The organism is Bauldia litoralis, assembly GCF_900104485.1.
Taxonomy (GTDB): Bacteria; Pseudomonadota; Alphaproteobacteria; order Rhizobiales; family Kaistiaceae; genus Bauldia; species Bauldia litoralis.
This window is the reverse complement of sequence record NZ_FMXQ01000006.1, coordinates 192,810-217,320: the sequence shown is the minus strand read 5'-3', so window position 1 is coordinate 217,320 and position 24,511 is coordinate 192,810. Positions and strand designations below refer to the sequence as shown.

General features: G+C 65.5%; 20 protein-coding genes and 1 tRNA gene. 8 read left to right on the top strand and 13 right to left on the bottom strand.

Features of this window, described 5'->3' with window-relative positions; genetic code table 11:
- Nucleotides 1-3: 3 nt before the first annotated feature.
- From BLT60_RS24780 to BLT60_RS15280, 7 genes are all read left to right on the top strand, one after another.
- Nucleotides 4-549, top strand: coding sequence for a carbohydrate ABC transporter permease (locus BLT60_RS24780; protein ID WP_342028608.1), 546 nt, complete (start codon nt 4-6; stop codon nt 547-549).
- Nucleotides 550-555: 6 nt separating this feature from the next.
- Nucleotides 556-1,839 carry an amylo-alpha-1,6-glucosidase gene (locus BLT60_RS15305; protein WP_090877517.1) on the top strand — a complete coding sequence of 428 codons (1,284 nt, stop codon included), beginning with the start codon at nt 556-558 and terminating at the stop codon, nt 1,837-1,839.
- 11 nt (nt 1,840-1,850) lie between these two features.
- Nucleotides 1,851-2,906, top strand: coding sequence for an ABC transporter ATP-binding protein (locus tag BLT60_RS15300; RefSeq protein ID WP_090877515.1), 1,056 nt, complete (start codon nt 1,851-1,853; stop codon nt 2,904-2,906).
- Between the two features lie 123 nt (nt 2,907-3,029).
- A tRNA-Lys gene (locus BLT60_RS15295) sits at nt 3,030-3,105 on the top strand.
- Between the two features lie 78 nt (nt 3,106-3,183).
- A complete protein-coding gene (locus BLT60_RS15290) occupies nt 3,184-3,402 on the top strand; it encodes a hypothetical protein (RefSeq protein ID WP_090877513.1) in 219 nt (72 codons plus the stop codon).
- A complete protein-coding gene (locus tag BLT60_RS15285; RefSeq protein ID WP_175478464.1) occupies nt 3,399-4,487 on the top strand; it encodes a TIGR03032 family protein in 1,089 nt (362 codons plus the stop codon). The genes BLT60_RS15290 and BLT60_RS15285 overlap by 4 nt, the downstream gene beginning before the upstream one ends.
- A 308-nt stretch (nt 4,488-4,795) precedes the next feature.
- The gene (locus BLT60_RS15280; protein WP_244521287.1) at nt 4,796-5,920 is read left to right on the top strand and encodes an ROK family protein; all 1,125 of its coding nucleotides are present in this window, start codon (nt 4,796-4,798) and stop codon (nt 5,918-5,920) included.
- A 7-nt stretch (nt 5,921-5,927) separates the two neighbouring features.
- Here the strand turns inward: BLT60_RS15280 and BLT60_RS15275 are convergent, their stop codons facing one another.
- The 9 genes from BLT60_RS15275 to BLT60_RS15235 form a co-directional block, all read right to left on the bottom strand.
- On the bottom strand, nt 5,928-7,424 hold the full coding sequence (locus tag BLT60_RS15275; protein ID WP_244521286.1) for an amidase: 1,497 nt from the start codon (nt 7,422-7,424) through the stop codon (nt 5,928-5,930).
- Between the two features lie 29 nt (nt 7,425-7,453).
- Nucleotides 7,454-8,407: a cyclase family protein gene (locus BLT60_RS15270; RefSeq protein ID WP_090877510.1), complete on the bottom strand. Its 954-nt coding sequence runs from the start codon at nt 8,405-8,407 to the stop codon at nt 7,454-7,456.
- On the bottom strand, nt 8,404-9,228 hold the full coding sequence (locus BLT60_RS15265; RefSeq protein ID WP_090877508.1) for an ATP-binding cassette domain-containing protein: 825 nt from the start codon (nt 9,226-9,228) through the stop codon (nt 8,404-8,406). The genes BLT60_RS15270 and BLT60_RS15265 overlap by 4 nt, the downstream gene beginning before the upstream one ends.
- Nucleotides 9,229-9,233: 5 nt before the next feature.
- Nucleotides 9,234-10,250 carry an ABC transporter permease gene (locus BLT60_RS15260; protein WP_244521285.1) on the bottom strand — a complete coding sequence of 339 codons (1,017 nt, stop codon included), beginning with the start codon at nt 10,248-10,250 and terminating at the stop codon, nt 9,234-9,236.
- An 81-nt stretch (nt 10,251-10,331) separates the two neighbouring features.
- Complete coding sequence (locus BLT60_RS15255; protein WP_090877811.1) at nt 10,332-11,261, bottom strand: sugar ABC transporter substrate-binding protein; 930 nt, start codon at nt 11,259-11,261, stop codon at nt 10,332-10,334.
- A 559-nt stretch (nt 11,262-11,820) separates the two neighbouring features.
- A complete protein-coding gene (locus BLT60_RS15250; RefSeq protein WP_090877506.1) occupies nt 11,821-12,660 on the bottom strand; it encodes a glycosyltransferase family 2 protein in 840 nt (279 codons plus the stop codon).
- Between the two features lie 11 nt (nt 12,661-12,671).
- Nucleotides 12,672-12,959, bottom strand: a complete 288-nt coding sequence (locus tag BLT60_RS15245) for an acyl carrier protein (RefSeq protein ID WP_175478463.1) — start codon at nt 12,957-12,959, stop codon at nt 12,672-12,674.
- 79 nt (nt 12,960-13,038) lie between these two features.
- Nucleotides 13,039-13,986: an aKG-HExxH-type peptide beta-hydroxylase gene (locus BLT60_RS15240; protein ID WP_139167856.1), complete on the bottom strand. Its 948-nt coding sequence runs from the start codon at nt 13,984-13,986 to the stop codon at nt 13,039-13,041.
- Between the two features lie 121 nt (nt 13,987-14,107).
- Nucleotides 14,108-14,290 carry a hypothetical protein gene (locus BLT60_RS15235; protein ID WP_090877501.1) on the bottom strand — a complete coding sequence of 61 codons (183 nt, stop codon included), beginning with the start codon at nt 14,288-14,290 and terminating at the stop codon, nt 14,108-14,110.
- 166 nt (nt 14,291-14,456) lie between these two features.
- Here BLT60_RS15235 and BLT60_RS15230 point away from each other — a divergent pair, with 166 nt between their 5' ends.
- Nucleotides 14,457-15,425: a hypothetical protein gene (locus BLT60_RS15230; protein WP_090877499.1), complete on the top strand. Its 969-nt coding sequence runs from the start codon at nt 14,457-14,459 to the stop codon at nt 15,423-15,425.
- Between the two features lie 6 nt (nt 15,426-15,431).
- On the opposite strand, the gene BLT60_RS15225 is transcribed toward BLT60_RS15230, so the two are convergent.
- The 4 genes from BLT60_RS15225 to BLT60_RS15210 form a co-directional block, all read right to left on the bottom strand.
- Nucleotides 15,432-16,637, bottom strand: a complete 1,206-nt coding sequence (locus BLT60_RS15225) for a cytochrome P450 (RefSeq protein ID WP_090877497.1) — start codon at nt 16,635-16,637, stop codon at nt 15,432-15,434.
- A complete protein-coding gene (locus BLT60_RS15220; protein ID WP_090877495.1) occupies nt 16,634-18,331 on the bottom strand; it encodes a fatty acyl-AMP ligase in 1,698 nt (565 codons plus the stop codon). Before BLT60_RS15220 ends, BLT60_RS15225 begins: the two co-directional genes overlap by 4 nt.
- The gene (locus BLT60_RS15215) at nt 18,328-19,281 is read right to left on the bottom strand and encodes a hypothetical protein (RefSeq protein WP_090877493.1); all 954 of its coding nucleotides are present in this window, start codon (nt 19,279-19,281) and stop codon (nt 18,328-18,330) included. Before BLT60_RS15215 ends, BLT60_RS15220 begins: the two co-directional genes overlap by 4 nt.
- A 221-nt stretch (nt 19,282-19,502) precedes the next feature.
- Nucleotides 19,503-24,485 (bottom strand): autotransporter outer membrane beta-barrel domain-containing protein, encoded by a 4,983-nt coding sequence (locus tag BLT60_RS15210; protein ID WP_090877492.1) that lies wholly within the window; start codon nt 24,483-24,485, stop codon nt 19,503-19,505.
- Nucleotides 24,486-24,511: the final 26 nt, after the last annotated feature.

Here is a 24,511-nt window from a genome sequence, read left to right as displayed (position 1 = left end):
GCGATTGCCCGGCTGCGCTTCCCGGGCCAGGCCTTCCTCAACCGGTCGATCCTGATGATCTACATGGTCCCGGCGATCGTGCTGGTCATCCCGCTCTATTCGGTCTTCAGCCAGCTCGGCCTGCGCAACACGCTCCTCGGCCTGCTCATCGTCTACCCGGCGACCACGGTGCCGGTCGCCCTCTACATGCTCCAGGGATACTTCCGCGGCCTGCCGCCGGAGCTCGAGGAAGCCGGCCTGATGGACGGCCTCGGCCGCTTCGGCGTGATCCGCAAGATCACCCTGCCGCTGTCGCTCCCGGCGCTCGCCTCCGTCGCCCTCTACGTCTTCATGATCGCCTGGAACGAGTTCCTCTTCGCCTTCATGTTCCTCGACGATCCCGGCATCTTCACCCTCGCCCGCGGCGTCGTCGCGCTCGATTCCTCCGAGGTGCCGCGACAGAATCTCATGGCCGGCGCGGTCGTCGCGACGGTCCCGATCCTCATGATCTTTCTCTGGTTCGAGCGGTTCCTGGTCCAGGGCCTCACCGCCGGCAGCGTCAAGGGCTAAGCGAGAATGGAAGACACCAAGCTCGATCTCCGGGCAAAGGAAATCCTGCGGACCAACGATCGTGGCGGCTACACGGTGCCGACCGCCGGTCTCTACCCCTATCAATGGAACTGGGACTCGGCCTTCGTCGCCCTCGGCTTCGCCGCCTTCGACATCGACCGCGCCTGGACCGAGGTCGGGAGCCTTCTCGCCGGCCAATGGCCCGACGGCATGGTGCCGCACATCATCTTCCAGCGGGTCGACGACAGTTACTTCCCCGGCCCCGATCAGTGGGGCACGACGACCAGCCCGCCGACATCCGGCATCACCCAGCCGCCGGTCGCCGCCACCATCGTTCGGCGCCTCCATGACCTTGAGCCCGCCAAGGGCCGCCGCCGCGCCGAAGCCGCATTGGTCGCCCTCGACCGCTGGCACGAGTGGTTCGCCACCGCGCGCGATCCCGCCGGCCGCGGCCTCGTCGCCATCATCCATCCCTGGGAGAGCGGCCGCGACAACCTGCCGGACTGGGATCGTCCGCTTTCCTTCGTCGATACGTCGAAAGTCGGCGCCTATGAGCGCCGCGACACCCAGCATGTCGCCGCCGACCAGCGCCCCCACCAGCACGAATACGACCGGTACCTCGCCCTCGTCGCCTTTGGCCGCGACAATCACTGGGACCCGGCCGCGATCGCCGCCGGCAGCCCCTTCTGGGTCGCCGATGTCGGGGTCAACGCCATCCTCCTGCGCGCCGAGCGCGATCTCGCCGCGCTCGCCGGCGCGCTTGGCGACAGCGACATCGCCGACCGCGCCACCCGCCGCGCCGAACGCCTCCAGGACGGCCTCGCCTCGTTGTGGAGCGACGCCGCTGGCGGCTATGTCTCGCTCGACCTGCGCCGCGAGGAACACGCGACGACGCTGTCGGCCGGCGCCTTCCTCCCCCTCTATGCAGGCGGGGTGCCGGCGGACCGTGCCGAGCGTCTGATTCCGACCTTGCGCCACTGGCTCGATGCCGTCCGCTATGGCGTCCCGAGCTTCGACCCGACCGATCCGCAATTCGACCCGATTCGCTACTGGCGCGGCCCGATCTGGGCAGTGGTCAACTGGATGATCGCCGAAGGGCTGGCCGGTGCCGGCCATGCCGATCTCGCCGACAGGATTCGCGTCGATACCCGGGCACTGATCCGCCAGTCGGGATTCTACGAGAGCTTCAGCCCGATCGACGGCCGCGGATGCGGCGGCAAGGACTTTTCATGGACCGCCGCCATCTGGCTGGCCATGACCGCCCCCGCCCCGGTCGCCGCGGTCGCATAGAGAGAGATGTGATGGGACAGATCGAACTCAGGCAGGTCCGCAAGGCCTTCGGCGCCGTCGAGGTCATCAAGGGCGTCGACCTCACCATCGCCGACAACGAGTTCGTTATCTTCGTCGGCCCCTCCGGCTGCGGAAAGTCGACCCTGCTCCGCCTGATCTCCGGTCTCGAGGAAGCGACCGACGGCGCCATCGTCATCGACGGCGAGGATGTCACCGGCAAGCCGCCGGCCGAGCGTGAACTGTCGATGGTGTTCCAGTCCTACGCCCTCTACCCGCACAAGACGGTACGCGAGAATATGGGCTTCGCCCTCACCGTCGCCCGCATGCCGAAGGCCGAGATCGCCGCCCGCGTCGACCGCGCCGCCGACGTCCTGAAGCTCGAGGCGCTGCTCGACCGCCGTCCCAAGGCGCTGTCCGGCGGTCAGCGCCAGCGCGTCGCCATCGGCCGGGCCATCGTCCGCGAACCCAAGGCCTTCCTGTTCGACGAGCCGTTGTCCAACCTCGACGCCGCGCTGCGCGTCGAGATGCGGCTGGAGATCGCCAAGCTGCACCGCCGGCTCGACGCGACCATGGTCTACGTCACCCACGACCAGGTCGAGGCGATGACGCTGGCCGACAAGATCGTCGTCCTCCAGGCCGGCCGGATCGAGCAGGTCGGCGCGCCGATCGACCTCTACATGCGGCCGGCCAACCTCTTCGTCGCCCAATTCATCGGCTCGCCGAAGATGAACGTCGCCGACTGCCAGCCGGCCGAGGGCGGCCTCGCCTTCGCCAACGGCCAGGCGATGTCGCTGCCGGCCGCCGATGCGGCAGCCCGCAAGATCGGCATCAGGCCGGAGCACATCAACCTCGCCCCGCCGGAGGAGAGCGACGTGACCGGCGTCATCGACGTGATCGAGCAACTGGGATCAGACACCTTCGTCTATGTCGAGGTCGACAAGGTCGGCCTCTTCACCGTCCGCCTCGTCGGCCATGTCGAAATGACCGAGGGCGAACCCGCCGGCCTGCGCTTCGACCGCGATCACATCCACCTTTTCGGCGCCGACGACCGGGCCCTGGCCCCCTGACGGCGCCCCGCCACCCCCACCCGCGTCGCCACGTCGCGGCCCGCGCGCACCAACCCGGCGAGATTACCCAACACCGGACTGGACAGGCGACCCCACAGCTTGGTAGAAGGGCCGCGATCTTACGGGTGTATAGCTCAGTTGGTAGAGCAGCTGACTCTTAATCAGCGGGTCCACGGTTCGAGCCCGTGTACACCCACCAAAGATCTGAACGACTTATCCTGGAAACGGCCTGGGATTCCAACAAGCCGTCACCGGATCATTCTGACACCCCCTGCTCTTGTTCTCTTGTCTGATCGAGCTTCACCACGGCACCGGCTTCTTCCGCGATTTCGATCCGGATGACGCCACGCCGGTCCTGCCTTATGAATGGCAACTGGCCGCCGAGGATAGGAACCGTGCTGGTACAGAGACGGGAGGCTTCGATTTCTACAACCTGGTCAGCGACACCAAGGTTGTTGTTGCGGTCGATGCCGACATGACGATCATTCTGGCGTGAGCGCGCACAAGGCATCAGCCACCTCCAACGCGGAATCTGCTGCCGACAATCGGCCGCCGCGGCTGGAGATAACGACGTCTCGCCAGTTCGTGAGCTGGCTGGCGGAGGCCGGCGGCAGCCTCGCCTTCACCACCTACCAGAGCGGCAAGGTCTTCCTGATCGGCAGCAATCGGGGTGCCCGTCGACTTTCGGTGTTCGAGCGCACCCTCGACCGGCCGATGGGGATGGCAGTGTCGGGCGAGCGACTGTCCATCGCCTCGATGAACCAGATCACCACCTTCGTCGACGCCGCCGAAGGTGCTGCCACCGGCGATGGTTACGACGCGGTCTACGTCCCGCAGCTCGCCCATTTCACCGGCGACCTCGACGTCCACGACCTGGGCTTCGATGCCGGCGGCCGTATCGTCTTCGCCAATACCCTGTTCTCCTGCCTTGCTGCGGCTAGCGAGACCCATAGCTTTCGGCCTCTCTGGCAGCCGCCCTTCATCTCGCGCCTCGCCGCGGAGGATCGCTGCCACCTCAATGGCCTTGCCATGTCCGACGGCACACCGGCCTATGTCACTGCGGTCGGCGAGACTGATGTCGCCGACGGTTGGCGCGACAACCGGGCCGCTGGCGGCGTGGTCGTCGATGTGGCCGCGAACGCCATCGTCTGTCGCGGCCTTTCGATGCCGCATTCGCCGCGACTGCACGAGGGCAAGCTCTACGTTCTCAATTCCGGTGCCGGAGAATTCGGTACGACCGATCTGGCGAGCGGCCGGTTCGATCCCATCGCATTCTGCCCTGGCTACCTTCGTGGCCTGACCTTTCTGGCCGGTCACGCCATCGTTGGCCTTTCGGAGCCTCGCGAAAACAGGACCTTCGGCGGTCTGCCGCTTCAGGATCGTCTTGTTCGGGAGGGGGTCGAGCCGCGATGCGGGCTCTATGTCATCGATCTCAGGACAGGCGACGTCGCCCATTGGCTGCGGCTGGAGGGCTTCGTTTCCGAACTCTACGACGTGGCGGCGCTTCCCGGCGTTGCGCGGCCGAGCATGATTGGCTTCCGCAGTGACGATATCCGCCGCACGATCTCGATCGAACCGTAAAAAAACAAACGCCGGCAGGTGCGCTTTTCTACGACCGTCTGGCGCGGTTCCCGAGACACCGATTGTATGGCGTCCGCACAAATTCGTCGAAAGCCGCGAGGAGATCGTCTAGAAAGCGCAATCGTCGATGACAACTCTCCTCTTTATCTGAGCATTGCCGGAAAATGGACAGCCTTGGCGCCAACCGACGATTTGGAAACGGCCGCTCCGCTTCGGGAACTGCAACCACGCCCAGCGCTGACGAACCGGGCCGTCTCCGCCAGCCTCTGCTGTCGTCGTCACGGGTCGGCTCGACGAATCGCGGCCTCGTGATCCAGGCGCTCTTCGATCTTGGCCCCACGAGCCGGGTCGAACTGGCGCGCCTTGCAGGGGTCAATCGAACGACGATATCCGGAATCGTCCAGCCGCTGATCGATGACGCGTTTCTCGTCGAGATCGACCCCCTCCCCGCTTCAGCCGGCGGCGGCAAGCCGGCGCGGCCACTATGGTTCTCGCCCGAGGCAAGACCGATCTGCGGCGTCTTGCTGATGCCGGATGCCGTCCATGCCTGCGTCGTCACTCTCGACGGCCGCATCCTGGCGGAACACAGGATGGAACTGCCGAGCGGCCGCGGCCCCGTGGAACCGATCGTTGATGTGATCGCCTCCTGCGTCGACCGCACGCTGAAGGATGCCACGCGCCTGCCGCTGGGCATCGGGATCGCGGTCGGCGGCATGGTCGACACCGACCGCGGAACGATCGTCACCATCAATCTTGCCCCGGCGCTTGATGAATTCCCACTCGGCACCTCATTGCGTGACCGCTTCGACCTGCCGGTTCGCGTCGACCATCATCCGAGGGCCCTGCTCGTCGGCGATCGCTGGTTCGGCAAGGGTCGTGGCATGCCGCAATTCGCCGTCGTCTATACCGGCGAAGTCCTGGGCGGCGCCCTGTTTTTCGACGGACACCTGTTCCGCGGCGCTGCGGGCGCCGGCGGCGAACTCGGCCACACCTTCGTGCAGATCGACGGTGAAATCTGCCGGTGCGGAAGGCGCGGCTGCTGGGACACGATTGCAACGCTTGGGTGGCTCCGACGCGAGGCGGGCCGGGCGAAGCTGCCGGGCGCACGCCACATGGATTCCGGACGGCTGGCCGCGCTGGTCGAACGCGGCGATGCCGCCGCCGCCCGCCTCTTCGATCGCTATGCCCACAATATCGCGATCGGCATCGCCAACCTCCAGCAGACGCTGGCGCCGAATTATTACATTCTGCACGGCGACGTCGTGCTCGGCGGCCCGCCGCTTATCGAGGCGATCGCCGCCCATGTCCGCAATCTCGTCCCGTCGCGGCCGGGCGGAGACATCGAGATTGTCGCCGGCGACGCGACCGATCGGGCGGCACTGCTCGGGGCAGCCGGGCTCGTCCTTTCCGATCTCCTTCAGTTTCCGATCTGAGTGCCGCTCAGGCGGCGCGGTCGGCCTGCGCCAGGCCAGGATAGTCCTGGAACCACGGCTGCATCCGCTCGAACCGGGCTGCCATGGCGAGCACGCTTTCGTCGTCATGTCGGCGGCCGATGATCTGGAGCCCGACCGGCAGGCCTTCCGGCGTCAGGCCGGCAGGCACCGAGATTGCCGGATGTCCAGTGAAATTGACCGGATAGGTCATGCACCAGCCGATCAGCGGATCGACGGGTTCGCCGTTGATCTCCGTCGGCCCGATGGTGTTGCCATCCGTTGCGTTGCGGACTGGCGGAACGGCCAGTGTCGGCGCGACAATCAGGTCGTGATCTTCGAAGACGTCCTCAAGCCCATCGAGAATCCGCGTCCGCAGCAGATCGTCAAGGGCGTGGTCGACCGCCGATACCCCGACGGCATCTTCCAGCATTCGGCGGAACTCCGGCGTCAGCCTGTCGGCGTGGTCGCCGAGCAGGTCGATACCCTCACCCTTCCAGTGAACCGCGATCGCCGCGTAATGGACGCCGATGGTCCGTACCCATAGCGCTGCGAGCTCATTGTGATCGACCCCGAAGTCGAGCTCGACCTCGTCAACCGCGATGTCCTGCGCCTGGATGAACGAGACCGCGTCGCGAACGACGGCCGCCACCCGAGCGTCGACCGGGAAGTTGCCCAGCCGCGGGCTGAAGGCGATGCGAGGCGCGCGTGACGGACGCTCGGCGGCGGCGACATAGTCGATGCCGGTATCCGGCAGGCTGAGCGGATCACGGGGGTGCGGCCCGGCCATGACAGCGGTCATCAGCGCCGCGTCGGCGACGGTGCGCGCCAGCGGCCCGATATGGACGAGCGGGTGGCCCCAGAGAAAGGCGTCGGGCCGTGTCACCGAAGGAATGCGGCCGAACGAAGCCTTGAAGCCGACGGTACCGCTGAAGGATGCCGGGATGCGCACCGATCCTCCGCCATCGGTGCCCTGGGCCAACGCCGCCATGCCGTCGGCGACGGCAGCCGCGCTGCCGCCTGAAGACCCGCCCGCATTGTAGCCGATCGCCCATGGCGTGCTGGTCGGGCCGAAACGGAGGTTGTCGGTGGTGCCCTTATGCCCGAATTCCGGCGCGTTGGTCTTGCCGAGAACGATGGCTCCGGCATCGAGAAGGCGCTCGACCGCCAGGCTGCTCTTCGCCGGCACGCGGTTCATCACCGCGTTGGATCCCATCGAGGTCGGAACACCGGCGACGTCGTCGAGGTCCTTGATCCCGACGGGAACACCGTGGAGAGCGCCAAGCGGGCCGCCGGCCATCACCGCCTTCTCAGCGGCGCGGGCCGCGTCCATCGCCCGGTCGGCGAGGATCAGGCTATAGGCGTTGACGAGCGGATTGCGCGCCTCGATCCGCCGCAGATACGCCTCCGTCACCTCGACAGGCGACAGGTCGCGCCGCCTGATGCGGGCGGCCAGTTCCGTCGCGGGCAGGAAGCAGAGCTGCGTGTCGGAGTCGGGCATCGTCATGGCAATGATCTTTCGTGTTCCTGAAAGCGCTACTTGATGAAAACGGGATTGACCGAGCCGCCGGTGCCCTTGCTCACCCGGGTCGGGCTGGCGCAGTAGAATCCGTCATACTGGCGATCGGCGGCGCAATCCGCCGCGAGGTCGTCGAGCCAGGCCATCTCGGTGAACACCACCCCGAGATTGCGCATCAGCGCCGCATGCAGGACCAGCATCATCCCGGTCCGGGGCTCATAGGTGGTCTCGTTGGCCAGGCTGTCGGTCACCAGGCACGGAATCTGCATTTCGTCGAACCAGCGCACGAGGTCGAGGCTGAAGGTCAGGCCTGGTTCCCAATAGCCGTCACCGATCGTCTCCGCACCCGACCGCAGAGCACCGACCCAGCCGGTCCGCACCAGGAGAATCGAGCGCGGCTGGATCTCGACGCCCTGGGCCCGCGCACATTCGAGGAGGTCGCGGTGATCGAAGGTTTCAGCCCTTGCGAGCGCCGGTTTGCCGCGAAACCGCGCCATGTCGATGAGCACCGACCGGCCGACGACACCGCGCGCGGCGATCGGCTCGATTCCCGCCCGGGTCATGCCGCCGTTGGTCGAGGCGGCCGGGTAGCCGTTCCACAGCGTATCGTCGAACCACATGTGGCCGAGGGCGTCGCAATGGGTCCCGGCCTGGGCGAAGCCGCTGACATAGTCGTCGGCGAATTCGAGACCGCCCGGCATCGGGTGCCAATGGCCAGCCTCGAACCCAGCCTTGTCCGCGACCATGTAGTGGCGCGCCGGCCACCGGCCGGGAAAGACGTGGTCGCCGGCCGGCGTGGCGACCGGTACCCCGAGGGTGAAGGTGCGATGCTGGCGGACCGCTGCGAGACCGGACTTCACCTCCGCACCGGTCAGGTAGTTCAGGGCGCCGATCTCGTCATCCGCGCCCCAACGCCCCCAGTTGCTCGGCGCCTCGGCGAGGAGGTGCGCCAGCGTTTCGGTATCACTCATGCCGCGCCCTCGCGCAGCCGGGCGCTTGTCCCTTCGGGCTCCTTCGCGCCGGTTATGTAGCCGACGACGTCCTCCATCGTGGTCGCGGCGCTCGGCATGTCCGCGACCTTGCGGCCCCGACGCATGACAACGACCCGGTTACACACCGCCCACAGATGTTCGAGGTTGTGGGTGACCATGACGATGGTGATGCCACGCGCGCTGAGCCGACCGATGAGGTCGAGCACCTCCCGCGACTCCCGCACGCCAAGGGCGGCGGTGGGTTCGTCGAGAAGGAGCAGCTTGTTGCCCCAGAATGCGCCGCGGGCGATGGCGACGAGTTGGCGCTGGCCGCCCGACATGCGGTCGACCGGCTTGCTGCGTACGCCGGGGATGTCGATGTGGAGTTCCTCGAGTCCGCGGATCGCGGTCTTGGCCATCGCCTTGGGGCGGATGAAACGAAACAGCGCCGGCCCCTTCCCGACCGAAATCTCGCGACCGAGGAAGAAGTTCTCGGCGGCATTGAACGTGCCGACCAGGGAGAGATCCTGATAGACGGTCTCGATACCCAGCCGCTGCGCCTCGGCCGGCGGCGACAGCCGCTGGGGGCGCCCCTCGAGTTCGATGACGCCGGACGTCGGATCGTGGGCGCCCGCCAGGATCTTGATCAGGGTCGACTTGCCGGCACCGTTGTCTCCGACCAGCCCGACGACATCGTGCCGGTGAAGCGAGAGGGACAGGTCATCCAGCGCATGGATGCCGCCAAAGCTTTTCGAGATATGGCGAAGGTCGAGAAGCGCCTTGCGCTCGGTGGTCTCGCCGTCGGGACGTTCGGCCGCCATGCGCGTCACCCTATCCTGTAGCGGCGGCCGATGCCGCCAAGCGCCACGGCAACGACGAGGAGCGAACCGGCGAAGACGAACTGGGTGAAGATCGGCGCACCGATCATCGCCAGCCCGTTGTTGCCGACCGCCACGGTCAGCACGCCGATCAGCGTCCCGACGATATGGAACTGGCCCTCCTTCAGCGCTGCCGAGCCGAGAAAAGCGGCGGCGAAGGAGGTGAGCATGAACCCGTCGCCGGCCGTCACCTGCCCCGAGCCGAGGTTCGACGCCATCAGCACACCGCCGATGGCGGCACAGGTGCTGGCGATGGCGAAGGCGACGATGCGGCTGCGATCGACTGCGACGCCGGCGCGGCGGGCGGATTCGGGGCTCACCCCGATCGCCTTGATATGCTGCCCCTGCACCGTGCGATTGAGGATGACCCAGAGGACGACCAGAACCGCCGCCATCAGCAGAACGAGATGCGGCACGCCGGCGATCCGACCGATCGCAATATCGGTAAACTCCCGCGACTGCGTCAGTTGCTGGGGAATGCCGCCGGAATAGGCGTAGTTGAGCCCGACGACCACCGTCCCGGTTCCGAGCGTCGCGATGAAAGCGTTGACGCCGATCTTGGTGACAATGAAGCCGTTGACGATGCCGATCGCCATGCCGACGGCGATGACCAGGAGGATGGCCACCGGGATGGCCAGTCCGGCGCTGAGCAGCCCGACGACGAGCAGGCCGCAGAAACTCGCGATATAGCCGATGCTGAGGTCGAAATCGCCGGCGACCAGCGGCACGGTCAGCCCGGCGGCGACGATGGTCCCGATCGCCATGTCGTTGAAGATGTTCCGGAAGTTGCCGACGGACGAAAATGTCCCCGGCCGCAGCGACGAGAACACCACGACCATCAGGACCAGGACGATGATGGTTCCGTACGTCCCGAGCACGCGCATCACGATGGCGCGCGTGGCCGGCGGCGCCGCGGTCACGGTAGCTGTCTCCCCGCCCTTGGCGGCATTGCGGTCAGCAGACATGGCTACGCCTTGGGGCGAGGACATCGGGATCGATCCCGGCCGTCAATGCGGCCGGAATCCTGCGTGTTGGACAAGGCCGCTTTACTGCGGGTTCTCGGCCATGAACGCGTCGACGTTATCCTTGGTCACCATGGTATATCCCGGAATGAAGTATTTCGGCTCCCAGGCTTCCCCGGCCGCGAGAATCTCCGGGATCGTGTCGACGAGGATTTGTCCGGCGGACGTCAGGTCGACACCGAGGGTCGCCCGCATGCTGCCGTCCTTGACCGCCTGGACGGCGGGCGCGGTGGCATTGAAGGAATAGACCAGCACGTCGTCGCGGCCATTCTGCTTGAGTGCGGCGATCGCCCCCATCGCGTTGTCGTCATAGCAGTTGAAGATGGCGAACGGCCCCTCGTCGCCCGCCGTGGCGGTCAGCCATGCGCTTGTCGCCGCCTGCGAGGATTCGGCTGCGCCGGGAATGGTGATTTCGTGCGTGGTCGCCTTCAGGGCGGGGTTCGCTGCGACCGCCGCATCGAAGGCGTCGGCACGCTCGCGACAAGGAACGCCGGGGTGATAGCTCAGGTCGAGAAGCGTCCCGGCATTGCCGATGTCCTCAAGCATCAGCGCAACCAGCGGGTCGGCAGCACCGGTGCTGGCCGAAAGCGCGATCCCCGGCGCCATTCCGCCACCCGCCGAGAGGACCGGAATATTTGCCTCCTCAGCGGCGGCGATGCCGGCCGCGAGACCAGTCGAATCGAAGACCGTGACAATGATGGCGTCGACGCCCTTAGTCGCGAGCTGCTTCATCGCCGTGATCGCCTGGGACGGATCGCCGTTCGCGTTGAGCGTCTCGACGCTCCACCCCTGCAACGTGGCGGCTTCGGTCATCGTGTCGATCATCTGGTTGGTGTCGACGTCGGACGAGGAAAAGGTAACGATCCCGATGGACAGGTCGTCCTGCGCGACCGCGGCAGACGTGAACGACAGTCCAATCAGCGCCGCGGCTCCAATGAGTTTGGTGCAATTCATCTTCATGCTCCCAGTTTGAACGCGTCTGTGCGGTTCAACATCGGTCGACGCCCCACCGATCGGTCGATTGGCCCGAAGGTTTGTACGAGCCACAAACTAACTAAGACATAGGTTGGGAAGTCGCGCAACCGAATCCCGTCAGGCAGGGCAAACAGCGAAGGCTTTTTGGATAGCAGACGTTCCGCTATCGTCATGCCGACATCACGATCCGCGGCAACATCGACGCGATGGCGTTTCCGGTCGGCGCGACCTTCGCGGCACGGCCGAACCCGAGGCGCGGAACTGCCGCGACATGGCGCGGCATCCTTCGCGCTGTTCCAGCATCTCGGGCACAGCATCGAGTGGTCGGACATCGTGATCCGTGCCTGCGCACCCTCGACGCAGGAGACTCCGTGCAGCGATGGCACCGGCAGCCGCGAGCCATTCCTCAAGCGTCAGCGACCCGGTGCCTTCTGACCAGGCGGCTTGGACACGATGCGTTGAGCAGACGGCGGCTCACGGCGGCGCCTATAAGGCTTGCGGCTCGGCGCGGCCGCAGCTTTCGGGCCTCGATCCCCGATCAGCGCAGTTTCACCTGTACCGTCACCGTGCGGAGAAACTCCCAGGTCTCGTGCAGGCCGCGCGTCTTGTCGTCCGGGAACTTGATCTCCAGACTGAGTTCCTTGCGCTCCATCCGCTCCATGTTGCCGACCAGCCGGGCGACTTCATCGTAGAGTTGTTGTCGGAGATCCGGGTCGATGTCGAACTGGCCGTTGAGCCGGACCATCGCATCCTTCGCGACGCGGTAGACCTTGCCGATCAGGAAGCCGCGCTCGGCGCTCATGTCGAAGTAGCGACCGCGATCCTGATGATCGTGATCGATCACCCGGACAAAGGCCGCCGGGTCGAGAAAGACGCTCTCGACCCGCGCGGCGGCGAGGCGTTCGTACAGTTCGAGGTCCTCACCGCCGTAGTTCGTGAGAACCTCGTCATAGCCACCGACGAGGTCGAAATGGCGTCGATGCACGACGCAGGTACCCTGGTAGGAATTGTCGAGCACGACTTCCGGCTCGTGGGGCTTGGCGTAAGCGCCCTCCCCGAGGGTCGCATCCACCAGCGCGACAAACCGGTCGGAGATGATCACGTCGGCATCGACAAAGATCAGCGTCTCGCCAAGCGCTTCGGTCGCGCCGCAGTTCCGGGCGCGGCTAGCGTTGAACCCCTCCACGCCGCGAACGCGGACGACCCGGGCCTCGGGGTGGCTTTCAGCGACACGCTCCGCAGTCCGGTCGGGGCATGCATAGTCGACGACGATGACTTCCGAGTCAGGCTGAGCCAGAAGCTGCGGAAGCGATTCGGACAGGTGGTGCCACCGGCCCTTGCAAGTCGTGATGATCGAATAGCGCGGACTGTCGGCCATCGGCCGGGCGATCAGGCTTCGCCGCTATTGGCAGCGGCGTCCGGCTTCGCCGCGTCGCCACCGCTGGTCAGGCGGGCGATCTCTTCGGCCGCCTCGGCCACGGTCTCGCAGCGCAGGAACAATCCCACTTCGATCTCCCGTCCGGTCTCCTGCTCGATCTCCATCGCCAGCACCACCGCGTCGGCCGAATCGAGGCCGAGCGCCTCGAGATTGGACTCGGGCGTGATCTCGTCCGGCTTGATGCCCGCGAGATTCGCCGTCTTCTCGATGACCAGCTTGCGAATCTTGTCTGGTTCCATTGCGCGCTCCTTCAACTGCTCTGTCGTCATGCCCGCATGGTCGTCAGGCCGATCAGCAGGTTTTCATCGAATCCCGGAATTATGCGCCTGACATATACTGTCGGGCCGCGTCATAGAAGGCCTTGCCGACCGGGGTGAATATCGCATGCTCGGCAACAATCTCGTCGCCGAGGCGGAACTGGTGCATGTAATCCGCGATCTGCGCGTCGGAGAAGACCTCGGCCATCGCCGGCCGGGTCGCGAAATAGTGGAGTCGCGCGACGACGAAAGTGGCATGGACGATTCCGTCCATTGGTCGCTCATCCGGCCGGAGCGGCGAGGCATAGCGCTCGCCGCCCGGGTTGTGGACGAGCGGCTCGCCAAGGCTCGCGCCAAGCAGGAGCGCGTGCGCCGCCTCGTGGACGATCCCTTCCGCCAGAGTCACCGCATCCGGATGATTCAATGCATTGATGACATTGGCGCCCCACAGATAAAAGGTCGTCGTCCCGCCGAAATCCGGCGCCTCGCCGCCGCCTTTGGCGAACACCACTTGGCGAACCAGCGCCCGCAACTCACGCCCGAGCGAAGGGTCGGCCGCATCGACAAGGGACATCGCTTCGCCGAGCCGGCGCGTTGCCGCATCCAGTTCGTCGGCGGCAAGCGGCCGCGCGTCGATCGCCACCTCAGGATCGTCGTCGATATGGCGAATGAAGCGGTCTGCCATCCCGGCGCCGAGATCCGCATCGGTCAGGTTGACCGCCTGCACCGGGCCGGGTGGCCGAAGATCGATCGTCCCGGCGGTCGTCAGGACCGACATCACCGCCCCCGGATCTTCGTCCCGGAGCGCATGGGCAAGATCGGTATAGAGCGCAAAGACTGCAGGCGGCACAGGCCCTGCCCGCAAGGCGTCGCAAAGACGATCGAGCGCGGGCGCCGCCGACTCGACCTGCAGCGCCAACGGCGCCCGTATCTCGGAGAGGCTGTCGGCCACGCCGAGACGGACGGCGCGATCGATCGCCGCCGCCCTGTCTGGATCAGGAAGAAACAAGATGCGCCTCTGGCCTGACGCTCAGCCCGCTATTGGCCGGGGATGTGATCTCCACAATAGCCAGTGGCCACCCCGCCCCTGCTGGAAGGCGGACGGCGAACCGTTCACCCTGGCGAGTTGTTCAGGGCTTGATGCCGCGCTTGGAGGCTGACGCCTTGCCCAGCTTGAAACCACGCTTGGAGGCCCCGTTCTTGACGATGCCCCGCTTGGAGGAAGTCCCCATCTGCCCAAGCGTGTTGAAACCAACGAGCCGCTTGTCGCCCATCGTCGCGGCAATTTTGCCGAAATCGATCATCCCCGCCATCTTGAACTCTCCGTCTCATATCGGTGCAACGGTTGCCGAAACCGGCCCACCGCGTAATAAAAGACCGTAGCAGAAGCGGCGCCGATTGGCCATATCGCGCGCCTATATTCCGCGGCTGCCGGCTTGTCGCCGGCGATCCGCGAAATCTCAAGTCAAGAGGCGACAAGTGCTGGTTTTCGTGACGTCCCGGGGCCATTCTTTCCCGGTCCATACGCTGGTTAACAACCGGCTGGGCGAGGCGACGCCGCCGTGCCGGGTGGTCAGCTATGACGATCTTTTCACGACGAATCAGACCGTCAATGGCGTCCACATCTTCACCGGCATCGATCAGCTCTACGACTGGGAGGTGGTTCTGGCCGCCGACCTGTGCAGGGCGCTCAAGGCCAAGGGAATCGTCTGCCTGAACGACCCGGCCAGGGTCATGAGCCGTTTCGAACTGCTGCGGAACCTGCACGAAGAGGGGATCAACCCGTTCAACGCCTACCGGGCGGACGCGCGCCCCAAACCCGCACGGTTTCCGGTCTTCATCCGCCGGGAGTTCGATCACCGCGGCCCGGTCACCGACCTCATCCATGACCAGGCCGAACTCGACCGCGTCCTGGCGGGCATTCGCGCCGACGGCCGAACGCTGCGCGGACTGCTGGTGATCGAATATGCGGCGGAGCCGATCGCCCCCGGCATTTGGCGGAAACTCGGAACCGCCCGGATCGGCGGCGCCTACCACATCCTCGGTCACGTCGTTCAGGATCACTGGGCCGCCAAGCATGGCAAGCTCGGGCTCGCCACCGATCCCATGTACGAAGAGGAACGCGCCATCGTCGCGGCGAACCAGCCGCCGGAGGTGGTCAAGCGTGCGTTCGAGCTCTCCGGCATCGAATGGGGCCGTGCGGACCACGCCACGGTCGATGGACGAGAAGTGATCTATGAGATCAACACGAATCCCTGGATCTACCGCGTCCGGAATATGGGCGCCGACGTGCGCCAGGAAACCATGGCGATCGCCCGCGAACGGTTCGCCAGGCTCCTGTGGCAGACCGACGCCGGCGACGGATCGCCGGTCCTGTTCGAGCCGAGCGACCGGCTCGTGGGCTATCGCAACATGAACAGCGACGCGATCTCGCCGATCCGCCCCTGACGAGCGTCAGCTCATCTCGACCGGCATCGTCCCCAGCGTCCTGATAATCGTTCCCTTGCCGCGTTTCGGTTTGCCGGCGAGCCGCAGTTCCGGCGCCTCGGCAAGAGCGTCCAGCGCCGCAGTGACGATCCTCTTCGACATCTGCATGCCGACACAGACATGACGGCCCGCGCCAAAGGTCAGCCCGACGCCGTGGTGGTTGGACAGGCTGATCCTGTCGGCGTCGGGTCCGAATTTGGCAGTATCCCGGTTTGCCGATGGCGGCGAGGTCATCAGCCGCGATCCGGCCGGCAGGACCACGTCGCCAAAGGTCTTCTCGCTCGACGTCACACGGGTCAGGAAATCGACCGAAGCGCCGTGGCGAAGCAAGTCGTCAGAGAGCCGGCCCCAGTCTTTCTGGGGCACGGTCTCGCCTTTGTTCTGCTCCGGGTCAAGCAGCCATGAGACGCCCGTGCTCATCGCCCCGCCGAGGGCGTCGTTGCCCATCAACAGCATCACGCAGAAGGAATCGATCGTCGCCGCTACACGGTCGGGCTCCGTCTCGGGAATCGCGTTATGGAGCCGGGCGAGAAGGGAGTCGGGCGACTGACGGACGAAGACTGGAATGCGGTCGGTCAGCAGTTCGAACGCCCGCAACAAGGCGTCTTCCATGGCTTGCCGGTCGCGGATCGAAAGCGTTGCCTCGATGGTCCATGAGAGCCGGCTGAGCGGGTAGAGAAGCGGGCGATGGGCGGTCTCTATTTCCGCCAGATCGCAGAGCACCTCGAAGAGCAGCCGATTGGCAAAATCCTCGGCGAAGTCGAACCCACCGTCGCGTCGGGCCCGGTCCAGCAGGCGACGCGCCGCCGCCGCGAAGACCTCGTCCCGGTCGGCAAGGGTCGCAATGGCACGGGCGACCCGCCGCCGACCCTCGGCATGTTGCGCGCCTTCGTAGTTGAAGGGCATCGCCGAAATCACCTGGATGGCGGTCTTGAAATCGATGCCGTGCCGGTCCCTGATCCGCAGCCATGGGTCGAGAATGCCGACATGCGACATGTGCGGATCGCGCAAGACCCGGACGACATCGTCGTAACGCGTCAACAGCCAGGCATTCGCCGACGGCTGCCACGATACCGGGCATTTCGATCGCAGATCGGCATAATGCGCCGCCGGATTGTCGGCGAAAGCCGGCGTGTTGGTGTCGATTCCGCTGGCCCGCGCTACGTCGTTCACGACGGACCCGCCTCGTCTCTCGCCGACGATCGCCGGGTTTCGTGAAGGATCGGCAGCTCCGCCTTGCCATAAAGGTCGGAGACCAGATGACGCCGGATTTTGCCGCTGGTCGTGCGTGGCAGCACGCCGACAGCAACCGCCACCAAGCCGTCGGGCGTGTGGCCCGTCGCTTGCGCGATGCCCTGATTGAGCCGGCGCGACATCGCGGTGAAGTCATCCCCGCCGAGGCCGCGATCGGCCTCGAAGACTAGGATCATCGCCTCGGTCCCCCCGTCCCGCACGGCGACCGCGGCCACGGCGCCGGGCCGGATCGCCGGGTCGGCCCGCAGCGCGGCATTCTCGATGTCGCCCGGATAAACGTTCTGGCCGCGCAGGATGATGATCTCCTTCCGGCGACCGCTGATGTAGACCTCGCCATCGTGGATGAAGCCGAGATCGCCCGTTGGCACCCGGCCCCCGACCGTCGCGCCAACCCCAACCGGCCGGCCGACGCTCTCCCCGGAAATCTCGATCTCGCCGATGACACCGTCGCCGCAAACGTTGCCCCCGGCATCGACGATCGTCACCCCGACCCCGGATACCGGGCGACCGAGGCTGACCACCGGTCCCCCGGCCTCCGCGCCATCCCAACCCTCGACGGGGTCGGCGTGAACGCGCGGCCCCGAGGGACGCCGGCCGCTCGAAACGAGAAGCGTTGCTTCCGCCAGGCCGTAGCTCGGTGCAAAAGCGCCCCGGTCGAGCCCGACCGTGGCAAAGACCCGGCAGAAGGCGTCCACAGTCTCCGGCCAGACCGCCTCTCCGCCACAGACCATCGCGGTCAGCGAAGACAGGTCGATGCCGGTGAGGTCCCCGCCCCTGGCAGCTTCCTTGACGCAGAGTTCGTAGGCGAAGTTCGGCGCGCTGGTGATCGTCGCGCCTTCCTCGCCGGCCCGCCGCAGCCACCGCAATGGCGATTGCAGGAACAGGAGCGGGTCCATGATTGTCGAGCGGCAGCCGATCCATAGCGGCGTCAGGACGTGGCCGACCAGCCCCATGTCATGGTGCAGCGGCAGCCAGGAGAAGCCACGCGTCGCGGCGCTGAGGCCGTAAGCCTCGACAATCGCGCTGCAGTTGCTGGCGAGGTTGGCGTGGCTGAGGCCGACACCGCGCGGTGTGCCGGTCGAGCCCGAGGTGAACTGGATCAATGCCGGCCCGTCCAAATCGGTCGGCCGGGCAATTGCCTCCAGCCGGTCGCCTGCCTCTGGCGTGAGCGGCAATCCCTCGATCCCGCCAGCCTCCAGAAGTTCCGCGATCCAGGGCTGCTCCAGCACCTTGGCCGTCGCCAGGACAGCCGCTGGCGAGGCGGCTTCGAGAATCGAGCCGATCCGTCCGGCCGAACGCCGGGTCGCGACCGCAGGGACCGGAACGACGACCGCGCCGGCATAGAAGCAACCGCAAAGGGCGATGAGGAAATCCCTTGGATCGGGACAGATGACCGCAACCGGCTTGCCGACCAGGCCCTTGCCGAGCAACGCCGCCCCCACGCGCCGTGCCGCGGCGTCAAGGGCGCCCCAGCTCAGTTCGCGCGTATTGGCCGCGTGGCGCGCAACGAAACGGAAGGCCGTGTCGTCGGGGCGCTCCGCCGCATGCCGTTCGACAGCGCCGGCCATTGTCCGGGAGCGGTCGAAGACCGCGGCGGCCGGCGGCGCGTTCATGGCGCGTTTCCAGCCGTTGACGGCCCGGCGCCATAGACGAAGTCGCGAAGCACGTCCTCGAGCTGACCGCGCGCCAGCAATCCCGCCATCACGTCGTGCTGGACGTGATCGGGCAGCAGGTTGACCTCGACCCGCGGCAGGTCAGCCAGGTGCAGGGCATGAGGCCGGTCAACCGGGTTGCCGTCACCGCTGTAAAGGATGACGCGCTCCGGATAACGGCTCTTGATAAGTTCCGGCTTGAGGTCGATCAGCATATGGGGCGCGACGTCGCGCAGTCCCTGCCGCTTGAAGAAGCCCCCGACCGGAATGCGGCTGTCGACCGACAGATCGGTTCGAATGCTCATGCCGAGAAACGACTTGGCCTGCAGGTCGATCGCATAGCGCAGCCCGGCGAACCCTCCGGCCGAATTCGCCATGACGTGGACCTCGTCGACGCCAAGGCTGTCCAGTGTGCCGCGCAGGGCGTCCCGCAACCCGTCATATCCGCGCGCCACCGTCTCCAGCCCGTCGAAGAAGATCAGTTGCCGCAGGTCGGTGAGGTAGATGATGTGGGTGTTGAGCCTCTTGAGAAAGAGGTGCAGCATCATCAGTGACAGCCAGAAGCGCGGGTCGATGCCGGTGAAAACGATGATCGCCTTGCGCGTCTCGCCGTCGTAGCGGGCGGTGAAGGCCTCGTGCCGTCCATCGATGACCTCGCCGCCGTCCGCGGAGAAAGCCGCAAGATCTTCCAGCACGCCGCTGCGCCGCAACTGACGGGAAGCGGCGGACAGCCGGTTCAGGCCACGCCCATAAGCGGGGTTCTGCCGCAGCTTCTCGATGATCTGGTCGGCGAGATCCAACTGCCCCCACGAGACCAGCGTATCAGCCGCGACGTAAAGCTGTTGCTCGGTCGCATTCGGATCATGCGCCCACAGCAAGGCATCGTCGATATTGGGAACTCTCGGTGCCATCTACACTGACCTGCGCGGCGAACTTAGCATGACGATACCCCTAGGCGAATTCCCCGCGCCTGACAAAACGCCGCCACCGAACGGGTTTCCACGACTTTGGGGCCCTGCCCTCTGGCCGCCGAATTGGCAATCGGCGCCAGAACGAAAACAAGCCCCCGTAGGGGCTTGTTTCAATCTTCAGGCGTCGACATTGGTGCCGGACCAGCCGGCACCCGGCCGGATCAGAACTTGTAGGTCCAGCGGGCCACCACCTCGTGCGAGGAATAACCGTTGAGGAACGTACCGTCGTAACCGATCGTCAGGTCGTTGCTTCCGTTGACGCTGTAGGTGCCGCCGATGCCGAGGAGCAGTGCATCCGCGCCCGGATCGGAGCTGATGACGTTGAAGTTGGCTCCCTTCGGCGCCCCGGCGAAGCTGGACTGCACCGTCTGGGTCGTATCGGCGAACTCATGACGCCAGGCCAGCGACATCTCCGGGGTGAAAGCGCCCCACTTGCCGTTGACGCGAACACCCAGCGTCGAAGCGACGGAGTTGGCGTCGGTGCCGCGGACCTTGAGACCCGCGCCGGTTCCATGGGGGTCCTTCTCGGTGAAGGTCCCGATCTCGGCGCCGGCGATCCCCAGGCCGACAAACGGCGTGGCGACCAGACCGCTCTGCATGGCGAAGCGCTTGCCCGCCTCTCCGTAGTAGGAGACGACGCTCGGGTCGAACTTGGCCGACGGATCCACCGGCGAAGAGCCGATGCCGACATCACGATGGCTGGAGCCGTTGTAGCCGCCGTAGCTCAGGATGTTGCGGGCATACCACGTTCCATTGTCCCAGCCGCCGTAGGCCGCGATCTGGAAGCCGTCATAGTCGATCGAAGCGCCACTCCGGCCGCCCCATCCATCGAAGTTCATGTTCGAGCTGAAGTAGCCACCGGCCAGACCGAAGAACACCTGCTCGTTGATGGCATAGTCGCCACCGACGATGAACGTCGCCTGGTCCTCGCTGTAACCCGGCGCGTTCTTGTCGCCGTCGTTGTTGTTCCAGCCGCCGCCGATCCGGCCCCAGACCTGGACTGCGCCAGGATCGAAGCACTGCATCGCGCCGCGCGCATCGGAGGACCCGGCGCCCGCATCCCAGTTGAGCCCGCAATCCATGCGGTCGGTGACGGTCGCGTTGAGCTGACCGGTCGACCACAGCACCGACTGCGCGAGTTGCGCGAATTCGGCGCCCGCAAGCTGGTTCAGGGCGTCGGCGTAATCGGCGTCGTTCAGGGTGAACAGGGTCTGCGTCAGCTCGGAGAAATCGTTCTTCCCCGACACCTTGCCATAGACCTTCTCGATCCCGTCACCGGCCGCGCTCTGGTTCTTGGTCAGGCCCTTGACGTCGCCAAAGCCCTTACGCTTGACCTTCAGGTCGACGTTGCTGTCCGACTTGTAGACCAGCGTCGACTTCAACAGCGCTGAGTTGTCGATGACCTTGTCGAACTTCCCGGACCGGGTGCCCGCCGTGATCACGTTCTCGTAGCGGAAGGAGTCGTCATAGAGGTCCGGAGCGTAGGTTGCGACGAACTTGCCCTTGAGCGTCGCCGAGTTGGCGGTGATCGTCGGGTAGTCTCCCATGCCATGATCGGCGTTGAATTCCATGCCGATCGAACCGCTGCCACCCATAGTGAAGGAGTCGACATAAGCCGCTGACGGACCTTCCAGTTCATTGGTATTGGCCAGCGTCAGCTTGCCCTGGGAGAAGATCTCGAGGCTGCCCTCGAGCGTCATGTCCGGGTTGATGATGCCGTCCAGCCTTGTCCAGCCTTCCGTCACCTGGATCATGTCATCGCCGGTGATGTCGATGTTGCCGAAGATGCTGGCCGGGTCGTCCCCGCTCATCAGTTCGATCAGGACACCGTTCGGTGCGGCCATGAAGGTCGTGGTGCCAAAGGCCGACTGGACGGTAGCCCCTTCGGTGTTGATCGCATTGCCGCGCAGGACGGTCTTCCCACCGTCCGTCGAGTAGCCGGCCCAGATGGTGCCGCCGTCGTTGGTGACGACTGCCGGCCCGGTTCCGGGTGCGACTGCCGAAATGGTGCTTCCGGTCGATGTTGACGTACCGAACACCGCGATCGCCGTGGCCATCGCGCTCGGCCCCTCGGCGTAGGCGGTGATGTCGCCCGTGTTGATGATATTGGCCGAATTGCTCGTCGACGGATCGAGAATGCCGACCGCCCAGGCGAACCCGGTAGCCCCGTCGGCATAGGCGCCGGCGTAGATGCTGCCGGAGTTCTTGAAGGTCCCGGCGAGATTCCCGTCGAAGTAGGCCAGTTCGACACCGATCGCCGCGGCCAGCGCCGTTTCGGCGGCGGGGTCGTTGCTTGAAGCAGTCGCCATGGCCTCAGAGTAAATCAACCCGGCATTCTTCGCATCGAGCACGAAATCCGGGCTGTCCCCGTCTTCCGGTTCGCCGTCATTGGTTAGGCTGACGCCGATCGAACTTGCCGCTGCGAGAGCTCCGTCATGGCCGACCGCATTCGCCACGGCCGAGGCCATGATCTCGCCTTCGGACTTGTTCTTGAACGTCGCCACCGCCGAACCGGTGATGTCGTCCATCTCAGCCGAATAGCCGACGCTGTTGGCAAAAGCGACGGCAATGTCGCCATTGGCATTCGCTTCGCCGTAAGCGCTCACCACCCCGGAATTCGTGAACTTGGTGTTTCCGGTCTCCGCCCATTCGACGTACTGCTGCACTCCGAAGGCGCTGGCAAACGCCGCGGCGTAGGTCGCGTGATCGGCATCGTACCCGCCGGCCGTCGCCAGTCCGCTGACGGCGAGCGTCCCCTCATTCTTGAATGTGGCGCTGGCGAGCACGCCAGGCGCATCCTCGGACCCATCGTAGAATTCGGCATCCGCATCCTGCGAGAGACCGAAAACATTCGCCCGCGCGATGGAAATACGGTTTGCCCGGCTCTCGGCCTCAACACCAACGTTGATCGCGCCGGTATTCTCGAAGAGTGCCGTCGCGGTTACGCCATCCGCCTCTTGGCCAACGCCGAACCCGGACGCGACGCTCGCCGCATAGGTCTCGGCGGTCGCGTTGGCGGCGCTGCTGACCATGATGTTGCCGGAATTATTTCCGGTGACGGCGGCCACCGATCCCAAGGCATTGGTCGGCGCATATGCGCTCTGCGCCACCCCACCGACGTAAGTCGTCTGGGCAAACGCCACCGAAGGCCCGTCGCCCGGCTCCAGGTAGCTCGGAAGTCCGCCGACCTCCGCCATCGCATTGGCCTCGGCATAAACGGCGATGTCGCCTTTGTTGACGAAATCGCCGGCCGCGTATGCGCCCCAGGCCTCCTGGGCAACCCCGATGCCGTTGGAAATAGACATGGCGAGGTAGGTGCTGTTCACCGACGCCATGGACATGACGCTCAGGCTGCCCTTGTTCTCGACAAGGGCCGTGGCCATGCCGTCCTCGTCCTCGGCGACGCCGGCATACTGGTCAACGCCGAAACCGAACGACGAGGCAATCCCGAGAGTTGCCGTCACATCCGATTCCGCACTGACGTTGATCACGCCGTCCTTGCGATTCTTGAATGTCGCGTCCGCGGTCCAGGCATCACCGACCCACTGGTCGACGCCCCCGGCATACGAACTCGCGACGCCGTAGAAGGCACCGAGATCAAATGTGGTTTCGGCGACCGCATCGACGTTGATCGTGCCCTTGTTGACCACCTTGCCTTGAGCGAACGAACCCTCGCCGTTCGACGCCTCGATGTCCTGCATGATGCCCACGCCATCGGCATAGGATACCGCGTAGGTGCCGACATTCGCCCGGACAGAGGCCGCGGCCTCGACATCGATCAGGCCGGTATTCTTGACCAGCCCTGTTGCCGTCTCGCCGCCTTCGATTTCCTGATCGATACCGTAGGCCTCGGCGGTCGCCATTCCCAGATCGAGGAATGTCCCGCTCGACATCGCCTGGGCCGACACGAGGATATCGCCATCGTTCAAGACCGTGGCCGACGCCGTGCTTCCGACGTCGCCGCCGACGATATCGATATACTGCGTGATACCCGACGCTTCCGCATAGGCGCCCGCATACGTGCTGGCCGACGCCTTGGAGATGACCCCGACATCGATCACACCGAGGTTCTCGGCGAAGGCCGACCCGCTATTCTCCGCCAGGACCTGCTGGTCGATGCCGAATCCAGCACCAACCGCCAACCCGATATACTCGGGGGCTATCGCCGAATTCTGGACCATCGCGGTGATGGTGCCGGTGTTCTGCGCGCTGGCAGAGGCGTTCAACGTGCCCTTTCCGCCGGCCTCCTGAAGCACGCCATCAGCAACCGCGTAGGTCGAGGCGACATAGTCGTCGGAAATGGCGAGGCCGTTCGCCGTCGCAGTGATGTCGGAGAAATTGTTGACGATCGTCGTGGCGTTCTCGGAATAGTAGATGCTCTGGACGACACCCGCGGCATAGGTGTCGCCATAGACGTCAGAATAACCATGCAGGCTGGTATTCGCCTCGGCCTCGATCGAGCCGTTATTCTCCGTCAGCGCGTAGCCATTGATGCTGGCTTCTGTGCCGACTTCCTGATCGACACCGACGGCATAGGCAGAACCGCTGGCGTCGTTATCGTCCGACTGCACGAACACGCCGGCTTCCGCGGACACGTCGGAATTGTTGATGAAGGTAGCCGAGTCGTTGAACTCGTTATCCCAACGCACGCCCACTGCTTCGGCGTCCGCGTCGCGCGAACCGGAGTCGTCGCCGTCCACGCCGTCATGAGCGTAGGCATAGGCGTCGATGAGGCCGTTGTTCGTGACCATCGGGGCAACGCCGTCAAGCAGCAGCGCCGTCGCCGTGGCGGCCGTCGTGCTGTAGTTGTTGCCAAGCGCGTCCTCGATCGCCTGGAAGGTGCCGTTGTTGATGATCTCGTCGACGATGGAGTCGCCGCGGACATGGCCGGCCAGCGCCGAAGGGGATCCCGGCGCCTGAGGATTATCGCCTGCCACGCCGAACCCGTCGGAGATCGTCGCGTCATTGGTGAAGACGCCGATGTCCGAGTCGTTGATGTTCAGCCACGTCGCGCTTGCCGCCCTCGTGAAGACTGCCGCGGTCGTCGTGACGCTTGCCGCAACGGCGCGATTCGACGACGCGACCGCCAGAGTGGCAAGCGAAGCGCTCGCCAGAAGGGCGGTAATGGCTTTGTTCTTTTTCAATTTATCCCCCGAGGATCCGCATCTGT

Coding starts and splice junctions, on each gene's coding strand:
- BLT60_RS15305 (WP_090877517.1), top strand. CDS start 556: ATGGAAGACACCAAGCTCGATCTCCGGGCAAAGGAAATCCTGCGGACC.
- BLT60_RS15300 (WP_090877515.1), top strand. CDS start 1,851: ATGGGACAGATCGAACTCAGGCAGGTCCGCAAGGCCTTCGGCGCCGTC.
- BLT60_RS15275 (WP_244521286.1), bottom strand. CDS start 7,424: ATGACGATGCCCGACTCCGACACGCAGCTCTGCTTCCTGCCCGCGACG.
- BLT60_RS15270 (WP_090877510.1), bottom strand. CDS start 8,407: ATGAGTGATACCGAAACGCTGGCGCACCTCCTCGCCGAGGCGCCGAGC.
- BLT60_RS15265 (WP_090877508.1), bottom strand. CDS start 9,228: ATGGCGGCCGAACGTCCCGACGGCGAGACCACCGAGCGCAAGGCGCTT.
- BLT60_RS15260 (WP_244521285.1), bottom strand. CDS start 10,250: ATGTCTGCTGACCGCAATGCCGCCAAGGGCGGGGAGACAGCTACCGTG.
- BLT60_RS15255 (WP_090877811.1), bottom strand. CDS start 11,261: ATGAATTGCACCAAACTCATTGGAGCCGCGGCGCTGATTGGACTGTCG.
- BLT60_RS15250 (WP_090877506.1), bottom strand. CDS start 12,660: ATGGCCGACAGTCCGCGCTATTCGATCATCACGACTTGCAAGGGCCGG.
- BLT60_RS15245 (WP_175478463.1), bottom strand. CDS start 12,959: ATGGAACCAGACAAGATTCGCAAGCTGGTCATCGAGAAGACGGCGAAT.
- BLT60_RS15235 (WP_090877501.1), bottom strand. CDS start 14,290: ATGGCGGGGATGATCGATTTCGGCAAAATTGCCGCGACGATGGGCGAC.
- BLT60_RS15220 (WP_090877495.1), bottom strand. CDS start 18,331: ATGAACGCGCCGCCGGCCGCCGCGGTCTTCGACCGCTCCCGGACAATG.
- BLT60_RS15215 (WP_090877493.1), bottom strand. CDS start 19,281: ATGGCACCGAGAGTTCCCAATATCGACGATGCCTTGCTGTGGGCGCAT.